Here is a 17,475-nt window from a genome sequence, read left to right as displayed (position 1 = left end):
ATCTATACTTTGTGTTTTGTTTTTAATTTGTAAACGTATGCCAGAATCTCTGCTACGGCACGATATAGGTCTGCAGGAATGGATTCGTCTTCCTCAGCCGTTGCAAAAAGTGCACGTGCCACAGGTACATTCTCTACAATTGGTATGCCATACTGCTTGGCGAGTTCTTTTATTCTTAAAGCACGGAGTCGCTGCCCCTTCACCATCACGACTGGAGCTCCGCCTTGTTCGGGGTCGTAGCGCAAGGCAACGGCATAGTGAGTAGGGTTGGTGACGACCACATCAGAAGACAAGACCGCGTGGTCCATTCGTTTTTGCTGGCGGAGTTTCATCCCAAATTTTCTTCGCTGACCTTTTACATGAGGATCACCCTCCATTTGTTTGTACTCATCTTTCACTTCCTGCTTAGTCATGCGTAAGTCTTTGTTATGCTGAAAGCGCTGGTACACGGCATCTGCAATAGAAAGGATGAGCAGGGCCGACATAATTCGGGTAACAAACATCAAGATGTAAGAGCCGGCTTCGCTCATGCTATAGTCGAGCGGAGTGATGATGAACGAAACGAAGTGATCCACGTCACTTCGAACAGTATAATACACGACAATACATACAATAAAGAGCTTGATGAATCCCTTGATTAGTTCTACTCCTCCTTTAGCCGAAAAAATCTTTTTGATTCCACTTATGGGATTCATTTTACTTCCTTTGAATTTGAGGGCTTCAAAAGAAAAAGCTCCCCCGGTTTGAAGCATATTTACCAAAACAGCAGCAACAAGAAGTACGGTCATCGTAGGCATGATCATTTCCATGCCCGCCCAAAGTGCATCTTTTAGGAAATTGATGGCTTGATCCTGATCTTCAAAACCCCGGCCTGCATTTCCTAAAAACAATTCAAACAATCTGGTAAGTCTATCCCCAATCATTCCGCTTACGCTTATGAACGATATAATAGCCGTAATCATCAGCGCAACGGAGGATACCTCCTTACTGATACTAACATTCCCTTCCTTCCTCGCATCTTCGAGGCGTTTCTGGGAGGGTTCCTCCGTTTTTTCCTGATCTGATTTATTATCTGCCATGGTCCCCGTATATCAAAAACGATACCACGAACAAACTTTCTAATAATGCAGCAATAGAGAGAGATTGATAGGGCAGAAAGGGTCAAAAAATTCTGTTTAACGGAAAACATTTCCAGCTAAGAGCAATGGTTGCTAAACACCAACTTTTCCATCATTAGGAAATTCTTTCTGTAGGGCAGGAAAATAGGTTTAGGGAGAATAGCGCTTCAATCAAAAAAATATAAAGCATCTGTAATACCCCTTTAAATAGGTGTAAAGGGACTTTATTAGCGTATTCAGCTTCACCCTAAAAAATTGAAAAAAGGAAGTGGCACAGAATTTGATAATCAGTCCGTGAGAATCGGCGGAACATGTTCAAACTGATTTTCGACCGTTTTATTGAATTCTTAAATAACGAACACAAATTAGTTAAACGGATGATTGACAGATTATACACACAGATGCAGGCCATGCAGGTTTTAAGCCGCTCCCAGGATATGACGGCTGATAACCTGGCCAACATCAACACACCGGGCTTTAAAGGGAATAAAGTTTTTTACCGCATGTTTCAGGAAAACGTGAACGGGAAGAATATTACAAGAAGTGTACCTATGCAGCAGGTGAATCTGGATCAGGGAATTTTAGAACCTACAGGGAATCAATTTGATCTCGGTATTAATGGAGAAGGATTTTTTGTGGTGGAGGAAGAAGGGCAAAAGTTTATGACCCGAGACGGACGTTTTCATCTCGATCCTGATGGATACCTGGTTAACAATACCGGAGGTAAAGTGATGGGCGATTCCGGCCCTATAAATCTTTCTGAATATATGCAGGCACAGGGTGAGTCAGGCGGGGCAGCTATGCTGGAGGTTTCAAAAGACGGGACCTTTCGCCTAAACAACAAGGTACAGGACATGCTGAAGGTTGTACGCGTTGAAGATCCTGCAGTACTGCAGCGAAAAGGTAATGCATACTTCTCAGTAGAAAATGAAGATCTGATGCTTGAAGAAGGCACCGGTATGGTGATGCAAGGATACTATGAAAAGGGGAATGTGAACCCTTTAACAGAAATGGTAGATATGATGAGAAACATGCAGGCTTTTGAAAGCCAGCAAAGAGCATTGAAGACAACAGACGAAATGCTTTCTCAGGTAACTACCAATTTGGGACGATTTTAATCAAAAACATTAGAAAACTACAGAAACATGTTTAGAGCATTAAGCACAGCTGCACTTGGAATGAGTGCTCAACAACGATCGGTCGATAACATTGCCAACAACCTGGCTAACGTTGGGACAACCGGTTTTAAGAGAAGCACTATCGCTTTTCAGGATTTGTTTTATGAGAATATCGCCGCTTCAAAACTGGGCGGTTCAGGGAATCGGGAATCGAATAGTGGTCCTTCCCTACAAATAGGGCATGGTTCGAGAGCCGTAGCCACTATCAGAAATTTTATGCAAGGTTCGGTTGCTGAAACAGGTAACGCCCTTGATTTAGCTGTGAGTGGATCTGGATTCTTTCAGGTAGAGTTACCGGATGGGAATATCGGTTATACGCGAGATGGAAACTTCAGTCGTGACTCAACAGGAATGTTGGTTAATAACTCAGGTTTACCGTTAGCCAGCCAAATTGAAATCCCAACAGATGCTGTTGCGATTGAGGTCTCCCAAGACGGGACCGTTACTGCACTAATGGCCGGAGATAATACTCAGGTAGAGCTTGGTCAAATTGAACTGGCTAAATTTGCTAATCCTGGTGGACTTGAAGCCCTGGGCGACAACCTATTTGCAGAAACAGATGCTTCTGGTATGGCTTTTTTCGGTGAGCCCGGAGCTGAAGGATTTGGAGTTGTTCGTCAGGGATATCTCGAGCAATCTAACGTAGATATTGTGACTGAGATGGTTCGCCTTATTGAAGCACAGCGAGCTTACGAAACGAATTCAAAAATGGTGCAAACGGCAGAAGATATGATGTCGGTCACCAATTCTATCAAACGATAATCAAGAAAGATTAGTAAAGAAGTGATATCGATACTCCTCATAGCTTTGTTATCCACCTTTTCGTCTGTGATACTGGCGTACTCCACAGAAAATGATGAAACCAAACAGGTCATCATTGAAAAGGCACAGGAATCAATAGAGTCCAAATATGACTCTGAGGAGTATCGGTTCACCCTTTCTGCACGGTGGATTCCCGGAAGTTTGCTCAAAACAAATTCATCAAACATTAAATCAGTAAAACTGGAAGGAGGCGTACAGCGCTACACCAACTTTGAGGTTTTATATCAGGAAGGAAGTCGATTGGAACAGGTTCAGGTTCAGCTAAAAGTTGATACCGAGCAAAAGCTTCCCGTGCTGAACCACCGCATGGTTCGTGGAGAAACTATCGAGGCTGAAGATTTAGATCAGCGCTGGGTTTCTGTGGATATGGGAAGGGAGCAGTTAGTAAACGAAGATTATATGCTGATTGGCAAAACCATCCGAAGAACATTAAATGCCGGACATCCAATCGAATACGACATTATCAGTTCACCTTACCTGGTAGAAGCTGGAGATGAGGTGGATTTGGTATTCAATGAGTTCGGAATCCAAATTGTACTTCGATGTGAATCAAGAAAAAGCGGTTCAATCGACGAAGAAATTCAAATTTATTGCAAAGAAACAAGAAAGAAATATCTGGGCAAAATTACAGGCCCGGGAGTAGCTCAATGGCAAAAAACGCATTAGTCCAACACTTTTTACCCGTGTTCCTGGGAATCACTTTTTTGTGTTCTGGGATGGCAACGGCTCAAAATTCACTCTACCGTGATGTAAAAGCAAAACGCATCGGAGATGTGATCACTGTGGTTCTACAGGAGAGTACTTCCGGAAGCTCAACTTCTGACAACAAGCAGTCTACGAGTTCTGATGGAATGGCATCGGGTTCAATGTCGGGTAGCTTTCTTCCTTTTGAGCCAACCTTTGGTTCAGGGGTGAATGTGAATTACGGGGCTGATCAGAAAAACTTGTCAAGTCAGCGGCAATTGCTGGAAGGTTATATCAGTGTGCAGATTGTGGAGGTTACCCAAAGCGGAGATTTGATGGTGGAGGGGAACCGAATGACAGAAGTAAATGGCGAGATCCACAAAATGTCGCTCTCTGGTATTGTTCGGCAAAATGATGTGGACAGTAAAAACCAGGTGCTTTCTTACCGTATTGCGAATGCCAATATCAGCTACCACAAAATGGGTGGACTACGAGATAAGAAAAAGGATCGTGGACTTCTTAAGAAAATAGTGTTTACCGGAATCACCGCAGCTATGAGTGCTTTCGTGATTATGAGAGAACTACAACGGCCTTAAACCAATAAAGAGAATAAAATGAACCCATTATCCTACAAAACACTAAAAATTACGCTGATTACTCTTTTGGCAGTCTTCTTGACCAGTGAGGTAACGAATGCCCAATCCAGGCTTTCTGACCTGGTGGAAATTCAGCATGCCGAGCGGAAGGAATTAATTGGATATGGATTGGTAACAGGTTTGGACAGAACCGGTGATCGGTCATCAAGCAGCCGTGGATCTGTATTTACGGTGCAATCCATTGCAAATATGCTGGAGAATTTCGGAATTACGGTAGATGCTGATCGCCTGCGAACCCGAAATGTGGCCGCGGTTATGGTTACAGCAACTGTCACTCCTTATCACGCAGCCGGAAGTGAGATCGACGTAACGGTTTCGTCACTGGGGGATGCAAGCAGTTTACAGGGAGGTGTCTTATTACAAACTCCGCTCTTTGATCCTGACAATCAGGAAGTGTTTGCCAAAGCTCAGGGGGCATTAATTGTAGGAGGAATTACGGCTGAAATTCCCGGCGCACGTCTTACCCAAAACCAAACGTTGACGGCTACTATCCCTAGCGGAGGGGTGGTAGAGCGAAATGAAGAGTTTAGTCTCAGCACCGAAGAACCTTTGGGTTTGGTGTTAAGAGAGCCAAATTATGCCAATGCCCGAAACATGGTGGAAGTCATAAACGAGACCTTTGACGAAGAGCTGGCCTCCATGTATCACCCAGGGCTGGTGAAAGTAGACTGGCCAGAAGCTTTCCGTGAGCGGGGATCCATGAACGTATTTACCAGCATTATTCTGGATCAGGAAATTGCGGTTGAAGCTCCTGCAAAAGTAGTTATTAATGAACGAACGGGAACCATTGTGGCCGGTGGTGAAGTGATCATCGATAACGCGATGATATCTCACGGCAACATTCAGGTTCGGACTCAGGTGAACCCATTGGTAAGTCAGCCACCTGCATTTAGCGGTGGTGAAACACAGGTACTTAATGTGCCTGAGGCTGGAATCAGTGAGCAGGTTGCCCAGACCATTATTCTGGATCCGGAGACCAATGTACAGCAACTGGCAGGATCACTAAATGCGCTGGGACTTAGTCCGCGGGATATCATTTCCATATTTCAAGCGCTTGACCGTGCCGGAGTGTTACGCGGCCGCTTAATTGTGATGTAAGAAATTCAAAATAGAAAAGAACAGCGAATCCATGAAAGTAGAAGATTCATTTTTAGATATGGCCCGCAACGAGGTTGGCAAGAAAAGAAGCCAAAACCTGGAGCGAGAAAAAGCGGCCACCGATTTTGAAGAGATATTTGCACAGCATCTGGTAAAAGAACTGACTAAAGATTCGTTTAAGATGTCCGATAACGGTAGCATGATGGGGCAATCAAACAACATATATCGCAGTTTTGTCACCGATGCACTTGCCAGTGAGCTTGCTGCACAACGAAAATTAGGGATGGCAGATTTGGTATCCAGATACTGGAATCAATCCTCTGAACCATCAGAAAAATAACGTATAACTCAGATACAAAAGCGATGTACAACATACAGGAACAGGCTTCATTACAACAAATTGCAGAATCAGTAGAACTGCTGGATAGCTGCTCGCAACAGATTATTAAAGTGATGGAGGACCAAATAGATGCCATTATAGGCTCTGATGCTGAAAAAATTGAACGGCTTTCAGAAGTACATGGAGATCTTTCCAAACAATTTAAAATCCATGAGCAAGAGTTTATTAAAGAGTTAACGTCAATCATTGGGACGTCAAAAAATCAGGAAAAAGTACGGTTGATAAGCCTGAAAATAATTTTTCCTGAGGCAGCTGAAAAAATCAGCGAATGGCATAGCAAGTTAACATCAAACACCTCTGAACTAAAACGAAAGCACGACCAAATTTTGCAGCTCTTGGAATTCGCTATGAAGCAGAACGCCCGCATGATGCATTCCATGTTTAGTGCTAGTAATGAGAAAAATACACACTATGTGGCTAATGGAACGCCTGCAGGAATCCCGGTAGGTGTAGCCATAAACCAGGAGATTTGACATGCGCTCACTGTTTGAAATTTCAAAAAGCGGATTAAAAAGTGCTGAACGCTCGTTATCAGTTACCGCCAATAATATTGTGAATGCTGATACTCCGGGATACTCACGCCAGCGGGTTGATAAGAATCCCATTGGAATGAATATGACGGGCTATAATACAGGACTGGGTGTAAATGTTTCTACGGTAAAAAGGCTCCGGAATGAGATGAATGATGTTCAGCTGAATGAGAAAAGACAGAATATGTCGTTCATGCAGAACAAAGCTCGCGTCTTCGAGCAGCTGGAAGCAAGCATGGCGTCGGATTCAGGAGCCGATTTAGACCTCAGTATAAGTTCGCTGTTAGATACTTTTTCTGAGCTCTCGACGGATCCTCAGGACATAAGTGTGCGAAATAGTTTGATAAGCGATGCCCGACAGCTTACGGTAAAGTTTGGCGACATCAACAGAAATATCAACCGTACTAGTGATTTAATCCTGGAATCGACGGAGAGCAGTATCGGGGCAGTAAACGGACTTCTGAAAGAAATACAGTCTTTGAATGAATCGATCTCTGAAGCTCAGGGAGCTGGAAACCAAGATAACTCCAGCATGGATTTGCGAGTCAAAAAGTTAGAACGCCTCTCGGAGCTGATCGACTTTGAAACACACCCAACTGATAACGGAAGGGTAGAACTCAGAATTGGCGGAGTTAAGATTCTAGATAACGAGAAAGCCGCAACGCTCAAAGCTGAAATCAATGACGTAGATAAAGTCTTTCAGCTTCGCTTGGAAAATGGAAAAACGGTGAAGCCAACGGGAGGCCAGCTGGGTGCAGAAATTGAGATGTATCAATCTGAAATTCCCGCTATAAAAGATCGCCTTGATACACTTGCAGCTACTATTATTGATGAATTCAATGCCATTCACTCTTCAGGTTTTGGGCTGAATGACGGAACTGCCAGAAATTTCTTCGATGTGACCAATAAAACAGCAGAAGGAATAAAACTCAATCAACAACTTATTGATGACCCAACGAATATTGCGGCTTCAAGTGTGGCTGGGGAAGCAGGAAATGGAGAAATAGCTACTCAAATAGCTGAACTAAGAAGTGGACAGCTCATTGGTGGGCGTAAACTTATCGACTACTCAGTAGATTTGATAAGCACGCCTGGTATTAAGCTGAGCAGCCTTAATTCACAGATAGAAGCAAGAGATTCTGAAATTCAGATGCTGGAAACCCAACAAGAACGCGAGGCCGGAGTCAACATTGACGAAGAGCTAAGCCTGATGATTCAATATCAAAACGCATATCAGGGAGCAGCCAAGGTGATGTCTGCAGCCCAAAATATGTACGACACCCTTATCGGAATTTTGAGGTAACTCATGAGAATTACACAAAAAACAATTTTCGGAAATTTTATGCGCGATGTTAATAAGAATCGCGGTGAAATGGCCAAGATCCAATCTGACCTATCAAGTGGAAGAACGGTTCGCGTACCATCGCAGGATCCTGTTTCTTTTCAGCGAAGCCGGGTGCTTGGTGAGGATATCCGGAAAGAAGAACAATTTCAGAGTAATATTGAAAGCGGACTACGCCAAAGTAGGTTAGCCCAGGATGCACTCGATGAGACTGTTGAACGGCTAATTGAAGTGAAGCAAGTAATTGTGCAGGGAGCTTCAAGTTCGATGGGGGCCAGTAACCGCGAGAATATGGCCGACCAGATTAGCGGAATCAGGGACAGCTTGATAAGCACACTTAATCTCAGTTATGGAGACCGTTACCTGTTTGCAGGTACCAACAGTGCACAAAAGCCTTTTGAACTAGATGCTACTCAACCAGGCGGCGTAGCTGATAACAGCAATGCTAAATCCCCGAAAGTACTAGCCGGCGATGGGGTGAGTATAGATATCAGTGTAACTGGCGCAGAAATGCGGAATACTCCGGAAGGTGACCTCTTTGAGATCTTAGGAAATGTTGAGCAAGCCCTTCGGAATAACGATATAGATGCTCTTAATGGAATGATCCCGGATGCCGACTCAGCTATCGAACACGTTACGGATGTAACTTCGAGGCTGGGAAATAACATCAACCGGATGGATTATATGTTTGAGCAGTACGAGGCCTCAAAAATCACCAAACAAGCAGATATAAGCGGCTTGGTAGATACCGATTATGCACAGGCGTTTTCAGATTTACAGCGTATTGAAGTCGCCTATGAATCGGCAATGGCTGTACATACCACCATGTTCAAAAATACACTGTTGGATTACCTGTAGGTAACTCAAGGTCATCCTCTATCATAACTTTTAGGAATTAATAGAATGGAATCAACTTCACCAACAATGGAAAACAATAAAGCCAAGTTTAAAGGCTGGATTGATCTGGTTGTATATCTGACGGACATTAAATATCTGAATAGAAAACAAATTGCTGAGTGGGAAACCATCTTCAATTCTGTGACGATAGCCTGTACAGAGGAAAAACCTCATGATATCTCAGAAAACATTCCATGGAGGTCTATAGCCAAAAACGAACAACGTTCTGATGTGTGGAATGAACTTCTGGACAGTTCTGAGAAAAACTGGGTGTTATTTGTGGAAGATGATGAAGTAATTCGTTTTAATGATTTCCCGGAAGAAGCAGTACATGAAAAGCAGTGGTCACCCGCGCTTATCATACACAGTCACAGTGAAAAATTGTATCAGCATTACCAAATTCGGTTGGTCCATAAAGCTGAAACACGTGTATTTGAAGGGAAGAACCTGCCCGATTGTACCCGGCATATTATCAACAATGGGATAGAGCTATCAAGTATGCCCATTTTGATTGAAAGGGGAGGAAGTCCCGTTATTGAAGTTGATCCATCTGATGAATTGACTATGCAGTCCTATTCACCACAGTTGTATTTAGTCCAAGGAGATCAATACTTTAAGCAAGGTAAATATGTGCATGCCTCAGCTCAATATCGTCAACTTCTGAAAACAAAAAGGCTATTGCCATTCGATCGCTTAGGTGCTGTTAATGGACTGGCGAGCTGCCTTGCAGAACAATATAAATGGCCACAAGCGCTAAGCTTGGTTCAAACGTCCATTGAAGCCGAACCTTTCCAAAGCCTTCCTTATTTAATTCAATTCAAGATCTATCAGCTTCAGAAAAACTGGCACGAAGCGTATCAATCCCTTAATAAATATTACGAGCGAATTGAACTCTATTCCCGTGCCAACTTTGATGTGAAGATCGGTGAAGAAGAAACATTGATGAATCTGGCTGACTTGGCTTTGAAAGCAGGACTTAGATCAGAAGCGTCAGGTTTTCTAAATGAGTTATTTACCATTAAGAATGGTGAAGTGGATCGAGCTTTTCTTCAAAAGTTATTTGTGCTATCGGTAGAGCTTTCTGATTACAATAAATCAGTATTTTTCTTTGATAAGATGTTTGATAAAGCACTGACCAAAGGAAGTATGGACGAACAAATGCGGGAAGAACTAAATGATTACATGGCGATGTTTATGCAGAAGGAGTGGTATGATTTCGCATACAACTTATATCGTGAACTCTACAACGAGCACCCTCATGATGATGAATACAGACGACGACTTATCGTAGCTTCTGTTAAAACAAACCGCGTTGAGCAAGCTCAAAAATTGGTGAGCAAAGTAGCTTAAAGCCTAAAAGGAATGTGGGCTAGTAGAGTGAAAGAACAGGTTTACTCTTCCTGTTCTTCTTCCAGGCTTTTAAGTTTATTGCGAATAGTACGGTCCGAAATGCCCAATAGCTTGGCTGCCTTCTTTTGGTTGCCTTGAGTATGATCCAAAGCTTTCTTGATCAGCTGAAGCTCCATTTCTTCAATCGACATGAGTGGAAGATCGGTAGCCAAAACTTCCTTGGTTAGATTTTCATCCACATTCGAAAACATCTCATTATCAATATGTTCCAGCGTAATCTCAGTATCTTCCTGAGCGAGGATAATTCCGCGGTGAATTTTATTATTTAATTCACGGACGTTACCTCGCCACTCTTGCTGCATCAGGTAATCCATGAGTTCTTTCGAGATCGCTTTAGATTCCAGATTATATTTCTTGGAATAGTAATCTACAAAGTGATTCACCAAGAGAGGGATGTCACCTCGCCGGTCTCTAAGCGGAGGAATCTCGATTGGAAATACATTCAACCGATAGTAAAGATCTTCCCGAAAGAGTTTCTCAGAAATAGCTTCCGCTATGTTCCGGTTTGAAGTTGCCAAAATTCGGACATCGGCTTTCACAGGTGTCTGGCTTCCAACACGGTAAAATTCATTTTCCTGCAAAACTCTGAGAAGCTTGGCCTGAACATTCATCTCAATTTCAGTGATTTCATCCAATAAAAGAGTACCCCCTTTAGCGGCATCAAATGCTCCTTCGCGATCTGATGTGGCTCCGGTAAAAGATCCTTCCAAATGACCAAAAAGTGTGCTTTCTACAAGTTCTGAAGGGAGGTTCGCACAGTTAATCTTAATGTAAGGGCCGTTATTGCGGTGACTGTTAGCATGAATTTCATGAGCAAAAACTTCTTTCCCGGTTCCACTTTCTCCCTGAATTAAAACAGGTGCTGCGTTTCGGGCTATTTGAGGTAAAATCCGCATTAATTTTTTTATCTGTGGATCATTACCAACAAACTTATTATCCGGCCGCTCGGAATTATCAACAGGACTTACCAGGTCTCCTTTTTTATCTTCGCGGGGTGAATGGGCTACAGATTTAGGCTTTTTATCGCGGTCTTCCGGTTCTGCATTGAAGTACCGGTTGATACGATAAAGAATCTCCTTACTTTTGAATGGCTTGGTGATATAATCAAAAGCGCCTTTATGGAGGGCACGTACAGCGTGATTGATATTCCCAAAACCAGTGATCATGATTACCCCAGTATCAGGATATTCATTTCGAACGATAGAGAGGACTTCATCCCCGGTCATCTCGTTCATTTTCACATCAGTGATAACCAGATCAACGGTGTTTTTTTTAAGGTATTCGGTAGCTTCAACGGGTGATTCAAAGGCCGAAACAGTAAACCCATTCTGGGTTAATATTTCCTCCATGAACCCCAAAAGCAGTTCATCATCGTCTACAACAAGAATTGTTTTACTCATAAATAATATTAGCTAGAAAATCTTAACGCTTATGATGAATAAGTTTTTTTAGAGAACCATATATAATAAAAAAGAGAGCCTGTAAGCTCTCTTAGTATATTCAATTTTGACGAAAGTAAATAAAGATAAGGGAAGTCTATTTGTCAATAATATTTTCTGCTATTTTTCCCCATACGTCTGAGTCGTTTAGCATTTTACCAATTTCTGTATTCGCGGCTGCTTCTGGAGATTCATTCTTGGCGGCCTCATATTCCTGAAGCTTGGCTTTATAAGCCTTTAATTTTCCGAAAGAAGACTGGTTTAATTTCTCCAGTTCAATCTGGGCAAAAAGCTGTTCACTTTTTTTGGCCCCTGAATTTTCCAAAGAAACTTTGTCTGTAAAGCTGTTGGATTCGTCAGCCCGAGAAATTTTAGAAGCACTTTGGCTGCTTTCCGAAGCATCAGTATTCCGGACCTGGCCGTTTACCTGATTACTATGATTGTTTAGTTTATTAATGTCCATGATATTATCCCTCTTTGTCGTCAAAAATTAAAAGTACGAAATGTCTGGATTTTTTAAAACACGATAGCTCTTCTCAACTTTGCGCTGTTTAACAGCTGTGCCTAAAATTTCCTTATGGTTATCCAGTACGTTTTGAAGTTTATTTTGGATGTTATCGTTGAGCTCAATAAAAGTGTTGAATAAGAATTTAAGCGAAATACGGTCTTCCTCGCTCATTGATTCTTTGGGGTTTGATTCTGTGATAATCCCCATTTTTTTAACCAAATCTTCTCTTTGATTAAGTTTTGTCCTAATGGCCTCAATAGACGGTTCAGGACAATCAATTTCATTAAGAATAATCTGACTACTATCGTTAAGCTGGATTATTATGTTATGAAGTGGGTTCATTGCACTAAAGTATTTTTAGTAAGAAGTCATGAAGTTCAGTACTTCATTATACTGAGCCTGTCCCTGCTCTAAAATCAGGTCGAGCTCATTAAATATCTGGCGCTGCTTCGCCTCATATTCTTCCAAGTACTGTCTTTCGGAAGCTATACGACGATCAAGCCGATCTATTTTTTGATCTAATCCATTCTCAATAGCAGATAAGATCCCATCTGATTCAGTGTATGATTCAGCCCGTGCTTTCATCATGGCAACTGGAGAATTTTCATTCGTGAAGAAATTAGCAATTTGATCTGGTCGCTCACTCAATGCTTTCTCGAGTTGGTCGCTATCATCAATCACCATTTTTCCGCTGTTCTCAAAAGTGATACCCATATCCGCAAAACTGGCTATTTCACCTTCCCCAACACCACCCAAAGAGAGGATGGCAGTTTGACGAAGGTTAATCGTTAGATTTCTTACGGATCTCATTCCCTGAAGGGGGCCTTTATTACCTGTATCGGGGTTAATGAAGGTACGCTCACGGATGGTTTCATTGAGCTCGTTGAAAGCATCAACAAAATCCTGAACGTTTGATTTTGCTGCATCTATATCTCTTTCAACCGTCATTTGTTCCTGCTCTCCGGTCGCTTTTTTCAGCGTGAAGGAGAGGCCATTAATGGCATCATCAACGGTGTTTTCACTCCGCTCAAAATTCACTCCATCAATGGTGAACTGAGCGTCTAATTCATTTTGGGGGGTTAAATGTGTAATCCCGCTTGTAATGTCAGCAAGTACTCCGGTTGCTCCGCTAAATTGAAGACGGTTATCATAGCCCGTGTTCAAGCTTTGAACTGAAAACTGGACATTTTCGCCATCAACATTAAACACACTCGCCTTGGCTTCATCTCCAAAAAGGGATTCAATTTGCTCAGCAAAAGTGGCTAATATTTCCTCATTGGTTTTATCGATGGTTCCGCCACTTCCGTCATCCTTTGTCGTTTCGACATTTATAGTTTCGGTTTTATCACCAATTGTGAGTGTGACCGATCCATTTCCAGCTGCCGCAAGCTCGTTAGTGCTTCCGTTTTGAAGGGTAGAGAGCGCGATATCGTTTTTGGCCAGCCGGTTTACCGTAATGTTGTAGTTTGAACTTCGGTCTAAACTTGAAGCTGAAGTAACTTCAACCACGGAATCATCTGTTGAACTCGTTTTGAAAGGTTCAAAAGATTTGTTGGTAGGGCTTTCCAGTTCCTTAATGATATTCTCAAAATCTGAAATGGCTTTACTTACCGTGCCTATCGCCGTTCTTGATTCTTTTTCATCCCGAACCTGGCTTTCCATCCGGAGCATTTTTTGCCCTTCAATATTTACAAGCTGCGTCACGAAACTTTCGTACGAACTTGTTTGACTCATTATGCTGGATATTGATGCCATAGCTTTACGCTAAAAAGGTTAATTAAGGTGTTAATTTGTTATTGTGAAGCCGAAAGGGCAGGTTGCTTATTATTGGCAACTTCTTCCCAGGTTTCTCTTAATGGTTCAAGGATCTCACGGATTTCACCGTACTTATCTTTACGGGCTAAATCCTGGCAATACCTATAGAGCTCAAAAAGCTGACTGGCTGGTTCATAATCAAAATTCAATCCATGGATGAGCTCTGATAATATGGCCTTAACCTTTGCCTGGTCTTCTCGGTAGGTTGCCTGAATGACCAAGTCGTACATCTTGACCACCAATCTCAGTGGTGAGGCATTTAATACGGCTTGTTTCTGGTAAACTAATTGTGGGTCTTGCATAATTTTGTCAATTAATGATGGTGACTCGAGGCAGTTATCGGCTCAGTTGCTCAAAAAGTTAAATTAAGAGTTTATAATATTTTTCAATCCGAGATCGAAAGCCTCAGAAGTTCACTGGGAGTTTGGCAACTACTATGCCAATACGGAGAATTGCTGAATTGCATCTAAAACGAAGGTTTATTCCGTAATAATGAGCAAAAGGGAGGAAAAAAATTCAAAAGCGGAAAATTTAGCCTTCCTATGGTGAGGCAAAGAATGGTATTGGTAGGAACTGGATAAGATTTTAGGGTTGGCACCATTTTTGGAAAAGCAGGGATGTTCAAATAAGTAAAAACGAATTTTCTGTTATGAAAGTAGAATTAGCCCGAGCTCAAAAAATCCTGGATCAGAGAAAACCCAATCCTGATGCTGTTATAAGACTGTTGCACCCATTATTAAAAAGAGAGTCAAAACATTGGCTGGTCTATTACTTCCTGGGGATTGCTCAGATGCAGAAAGAAAACTTTGAAAAGGCTATAAACTATTTTGATAAGTCAATAGCTGAAAATCCCGAGAATGTTCAAACCTATTTTCTGGTAGCAAAATGTTACTATGGTTTAAGAAACTTCGAACAAGCTGAGCGATATGCAAAAGGAGCAGTTCAGCTAAATCAAAAACTTCTTGAAATATGGATGTTTTTAGGAAGACTCTACTGGGATCAGGCCCTCCTTAATAAAGCAGTACAGTGTTATACCGTCGCTAATAAACTGGATCCAAAAAACTATGAGATTGCCTACAATATCGCACAGATCTACGCCGACCAGGGGGACTATAAAAAAGCGTTAGAGTTGTTTGATATCACTTTACAGATGCAACCTGATTTTATAGATGCCATCGTAAAAAAAGCACAGGTATATCAGGCAATTGCCGAACATGATAAAGCTGAGGAAGCTCTTCGTGAAGCATTAAAAATTGATCCTGAAAATTTGTTGGCGCAAAGTGTGCTGTCCTTATTATTTCGTGCAATGGGTAAGTATCAGGAGGCTATCGATTTGAATGAGGAACTTCTTGAGAAATATCCGAATGACGGAAATATCCGCGTGAACTATGCCTTATGCCTGGTTGAAACCGGGCAGTATGATGAGGCCGAAAAGAATTATTTCAAAGCACTTCAGGATACTCCCGAAACACAACAGGCGCTTTCAAATTATTTGATGGGCATTCACTACAATCCAAAACGATCTAAGCAGGATATTTTTATAGCCCACGCTATATGGGATCAATATTATGCTCCAAAAGAACGACCTGTACGGCCCATAGCAGCTAATAAGAATAAAGAGAAAACCCTGAAAGTGGGCTTTATTTCAGGAGGATTTAAAAAACATCCTGTAGGCTGGATGATAACCTCGGCACTGGAGCAACTTCCGTCAGATGAAATTGCCACATATGTATACACAACTGATAGCTACCATGATAGTTTAACCGAACGCATCCGTAAAGTATGTGCGAAATGGACTTCCGTTGTAGGGTACAGTGATGAAGTAGTTGCACAGATCATAAAGGACGATGAGATTGATATACTTGTGGAATTATCAGGACATTCTTCAGGTAACAGGCTCAAAACCATAGCGCTGGAACCTGCGCCAATATCTGTTAAATGGGTGGGGGGCTTATTCAACACCTCCGGACTAAAGTCGATGGATTACTTGTTGACGGATGCTAAGGAATCGCCGGAAGGGGAAGAAGCCTTTTATACCGAGAAACTGGTCAGAATGCCAGACGACTATGTGTGTTACACTCCTCCAAACTACGAGATTGAGGTTTCTCAACCACCGGCTTTAGAAAACGGATACATAACCTTTGGTTGCTTTAATAATCCCACTAAAATAAATACGGATTTGTTGGAGAAGTGGGCCCAAATACTTCACCAAGTACCTGAAAGCCGACTTTTCCTTAAAAGTAAACAGTACGATACCGCATTAGTTCGCAAGCGAGTGGTCGACTTCATGATTTCAAAAGGAATCGATGAGGAGCGTTTGGTTTTTGAAGGTTATTCGATGCACAAAGAACTTCTGGAAACCTACAAAAAAGTAGATATCGCTCTGGATCCGTGGCCATATTCAGGTGGTCTCACGACCATTGAAGCCCTCTGGATGGGCGTGCCTGTTATCACAAATTCAGGTCCCACTTTTGCAGGACGTCACTCAACTTCTCATTTAATAAACGCAGGATTTCCGGAATGGGTAACTGATAATTGGGAAGATTATATCGAGACAGCGGTTACACTTGCAGGTGATATTTCTGAGATCGGAACACTTAGAAAAGAGCTAAGAGCCCGGTTATTAGAATCTCCCGTTTGTAATGCACCTCGTTTTGGAAGACACCTTACAGAAGCTTTCCGCCAAATGTGGATACAGCGGGTTGAGGGATATGAAAAAGGTTTAGAAGAAGGGCAGTGGCAAGATCATATTCAGATAGAGATGAATTCAACAGAGGCGAAGACTGATACACAAGAGAGCAGCGGAGAAAATCCTCAGGAAAGAAAACCCAAAAATGGGATTTATGTTGAGAAGCCGCTGAATAACTTCAAAAATACACCTTCAGATGTAGTCGAGGCTGTAGTGAATTACCCAAACTACAATCACGGTGAGCCTATTAAAGTAGCGATTCCTAAATCAGAGATATTCCGCCTCAAAAACATCTTTGAGCAGCAAGAATATGCATTACCGCGTGGATTTCAATTGAATGAAAAAAGCGTAGTGGTTGATATAGGGGGTAATGTTGGATCGTTTTCCATGTATGCGCGTGAATGGAATGCAAAATGTCACATTTACAGCTTTGAGCCTAATCCACAGGTATTTCCACTGCTGGAGCATAATGCAAAATCATTAGGAAATATCAGCATCAATCAGGTAGCGCTTGGAAATAAAAATGGGTCTATTGACCTATATCAACATCCAAATAATACCGGACAGACTTCAACTTCATTACAAGTTAAAGATGCCAATAAGGTATCCGTACCAATGAGAAACAGTGGAGAAATGTTGGCTGAATATGGGATCAATAAAATTGATGTCCTCAAAATTGATACTGAAGGAGCTGAAGTAGCCATCCTGGCTGGCATGAAAGACCTTTTAATCAATACCGGAATTATCATGGTTGAATATCATAGCGAGCAGGATAGAAGGCAAATTGATGTGCTGCTTGCTGAATTCAGTGTTTATGCCTCAGAAGTATCAGCAAGTTGTCAGGTGGGAACGGTGAAGTATATCAACAATAGATTATTAAAATTTTAGA

The 17,475-nt window shown here is 42.0% G+C and carries 17 protein-coding genes; 11 read left to right on the top strand and 6 right to left on the bottom strand.

The genetic code is table 11. From position 1 onward, the window contains the following. Positions 1 to 2: 2 nt before the first annotated feature. Complete coding sequence (gene flhB / locus CL667_03695; protein MAL16793.1) at positions 3 to 1,079, bottom strand: flagellar biosynthesis protein FlhB; 1,077 nt, start codon at positions 1,077 to 1,079, stop codon at positions 3 to 5. 350 nt (positions 1,080 to 1,429) lie between these two features. On the opposite strand from flhB, the gene CL667_03690 reads away from it, so the two are divergent. The 10 genes from CL667_03690 to CL667_03645 all read left to right on the top strand — a co-directional run bounded on the left by CL667_03690 (position 1,430) and on the right by CL667_03645 (position 10,075). After that, the gene (locus tag CL667_03690; GenBank protein MAL16792.1) at positions 1,430 to 2,236 is read left to right on the top strand and encodes a hypothetical protein; all 807 of its coding nucleotides are present in this window, start codon (positions 1,430 to 1,432) and stop codon (positions 2,234 to 2,236) included. Between the two features lie 27 nt (positions 2,237 to 2,263). Continuing rightward, positions 2,264 to 3,058 (top strand): flagellar basal-body rod protein FlgG, encoded by a 795-nt coding sequence (gene flgG / locus CL667_03685; GenBank protein MAL16791.1) that lies wholly within the window; start codon positions 2,264 to 2,266, stop codon positions 3,056 to 3,058. Positions 3,059 to 3,067: 9 nt separating this feature from the next. Beyond that, positions 3,068 to 3,784 (top strand): flagella basal body P-ring formation protein FlgA, encoded by a 717-nt coding sequence (flgA, locus tag CL667_03680; GenBank protein ID MAL16790.1) that lies wholly within the window; start codon positions 3,068 to 3,070, stop codon positions 3,782 to 3,784. Beyond that, entirely contained in the window at positions 3,766 to 4,398 is a 633-nt protein-coding gene (locus tag CL667_03675) for a hypothetical protein (protein MAL16789.1), read from the top strand. Before flgA ends, CL667_03675 begins: the two co-directional genes overlap by 19 nt. Positions 4,399 to 4,416: 18 nt before the next feature. After that, positions 4,417 to 5,556, top strand: coding sequence for a flagellar biosynthesis protein FlgI (locus CL667_03670; protein MAL16788.1), 1,140 nt, complete (start codon positions 4,417 to 4,419; stop codon positions 5,554 to 5,556). A 31-nt stretch (positions 5,557 to 5,587) separates the two neighbouring features. Further along, positions 5,588 to 5,896, top strand: coding sequence for a hypothetical protein (locus CL667_03665; GenBank protein ID MAL16787.1), 309 nt, complete (start codon positions 5,588 to 5,590; stop codon positions 5,894 to 5,896). 23 nt (positions 5,897 to 5,919) lie between these two features. Further along, positions 5,920 to 6,429: a hypothetical protein gene (locus CL667_03660; protein ID MAL16786.1), complete on the top strand. Its 510-nt coding sequence runs from the start codon at positions 5,920 to 5,922 to the stop codon at positions 6,427 to 6,429. Position 6,430: 1 nt separating this feature from the next. Continuing rightward, positions 6,431 to 7,789 (top strand): flagellar hook-associated protein FlgK, encoded by a 1,359-nt coding sequence (gene flgK, locus CL667_03655; GenBank protein MAL16785.1) that lies wholly within the window; start codon positions 6,431 to 6,433, stop codon positions 7,787 to 7,789. Between the two features lie 3 nt (positions 7,790 to 7,792). Next, positions 7,793 to 8,686, top strand: coding sequence for a hypothetical protein (locus CL667_03650; GenBank protein ID MAL16784.1), 894 nt, complete (start codon positions 7,793 to 7,795; stop codon positions 8,684 to 8,686). 66 nt (positions 8,687 to 8,752) lie between these two features. After that, complete coding sequence (locus tag CL667_03645) at positions 8,753 to 10,075, top strand: hypothetical protein (GenBank protein MAL16783.1); 1,323 nt, start codon at positions 8,753 to 8,755, stop codon at positions 10,073 to 10,075. A 41-nt stretch (positions 10,076 to 10,116) separates the two neighbouring features. Here the strand turns inward: CL667_03645 and CL667_03640 are convergent, their stop codons facing one another. The 5 genes from CL667_03640 to CL667_03620 all read right to left on the bottom strand — a co-directional run bounded on the left by CL667_03640 (position 10,117) and on the right by CL667_03620 (position 14,199). Further along, a complete protein-coding gene (locus CL667_03640; protein ID MAL16782.1) occupies positions 10,117 to 11,535 on the bottom strand; it encodes a sigma-54-dependent Fis family transcriptional regulator in 1,419 nt (472 codons plus the stop codon). A 136-nt stretch (positions 11,536 to 11,671) separates the two neighbouring features. Beyond that, positions 11,672 to 12,037: a hypothetical protein gene (locus CL667_03635; protein MAL16781.1), complete on the bottom strand. Its 366-nt coding sequence runs from the start codon at positions 12,035 to 12,037 to the stop codon at positions 11,672 to 11,674. A 27-nt stretch (positions 12,038 to 12,064) separates the two neighbouring features. Then, positions 12,065 to 12,424 (bottom strand): hypothetical protein, encoded by a 360-nt coding sequence (locus tag CL667_03630; protein ID MAL16780.1) that lies wholly within the window; start codon positions 12,422 to 12,424, stop codon positions 12,065 to 12,067. A 15-nt stretch (positions 12,425 to 12,439) separates the two neighbouring features. Further along, the gene (locus CL667_03625; protein ID MAL16779.1) at positions 12,440 to 13,837 is read right to left on the bottom strand and encodes a hypothetical protein; all 1,398 of its coding nucleotides are present in this window, start codon (positions 13,835 to 13,837) and stop codon (positions 12,440 to 12,442) included. Positions 13,838 to 13,875: 38 nt separating this feature from the next. Further along, positions 13,876 to 14,199, bottom strand: coding sequence for a flagellar biosynthesis protein FliS (locus CL667_03620; protein ID MAL16778.1), 324 nt, complete (start codon positions 14,197 to 14,199; stop codon positions 13,876 to 13,878). Between the two features lie 347 nt (positions 14,200 to 14,546). Between CL667_03620 and CL667_03615 the strand changes: the two genes are divergently transcribed. Next, positions 14,547 to 17,474 carry a hypothetical protein gene (locus tag CL667_03615; GenBank protein ID MAL16777.1) on the top strand — a complete coding sequence of 976 codons (2,928 nt, stop codon included), beginning with the start codon at positions 14,547 to 14,549 and terminating at the stop codon, positions 17,472 to 17,474. The last annotated feature ends 1 nt before the right edge of the window (position 17,475 follow it).

Origin of the sequence: Balneola sp. (genome assembly GCA_002694685.1) — a bacterium.
Classification (GTDB): Bacteria; Bacteroidota; Rhodothermia; order Balneolales; family Balneolaceae; genus Gracilimonas.
The sequence above is the reverse complement of the archived record's forward strand: the minus strand, read 5'-3'. Positions and strand labels throughout refer to the sequence as shown.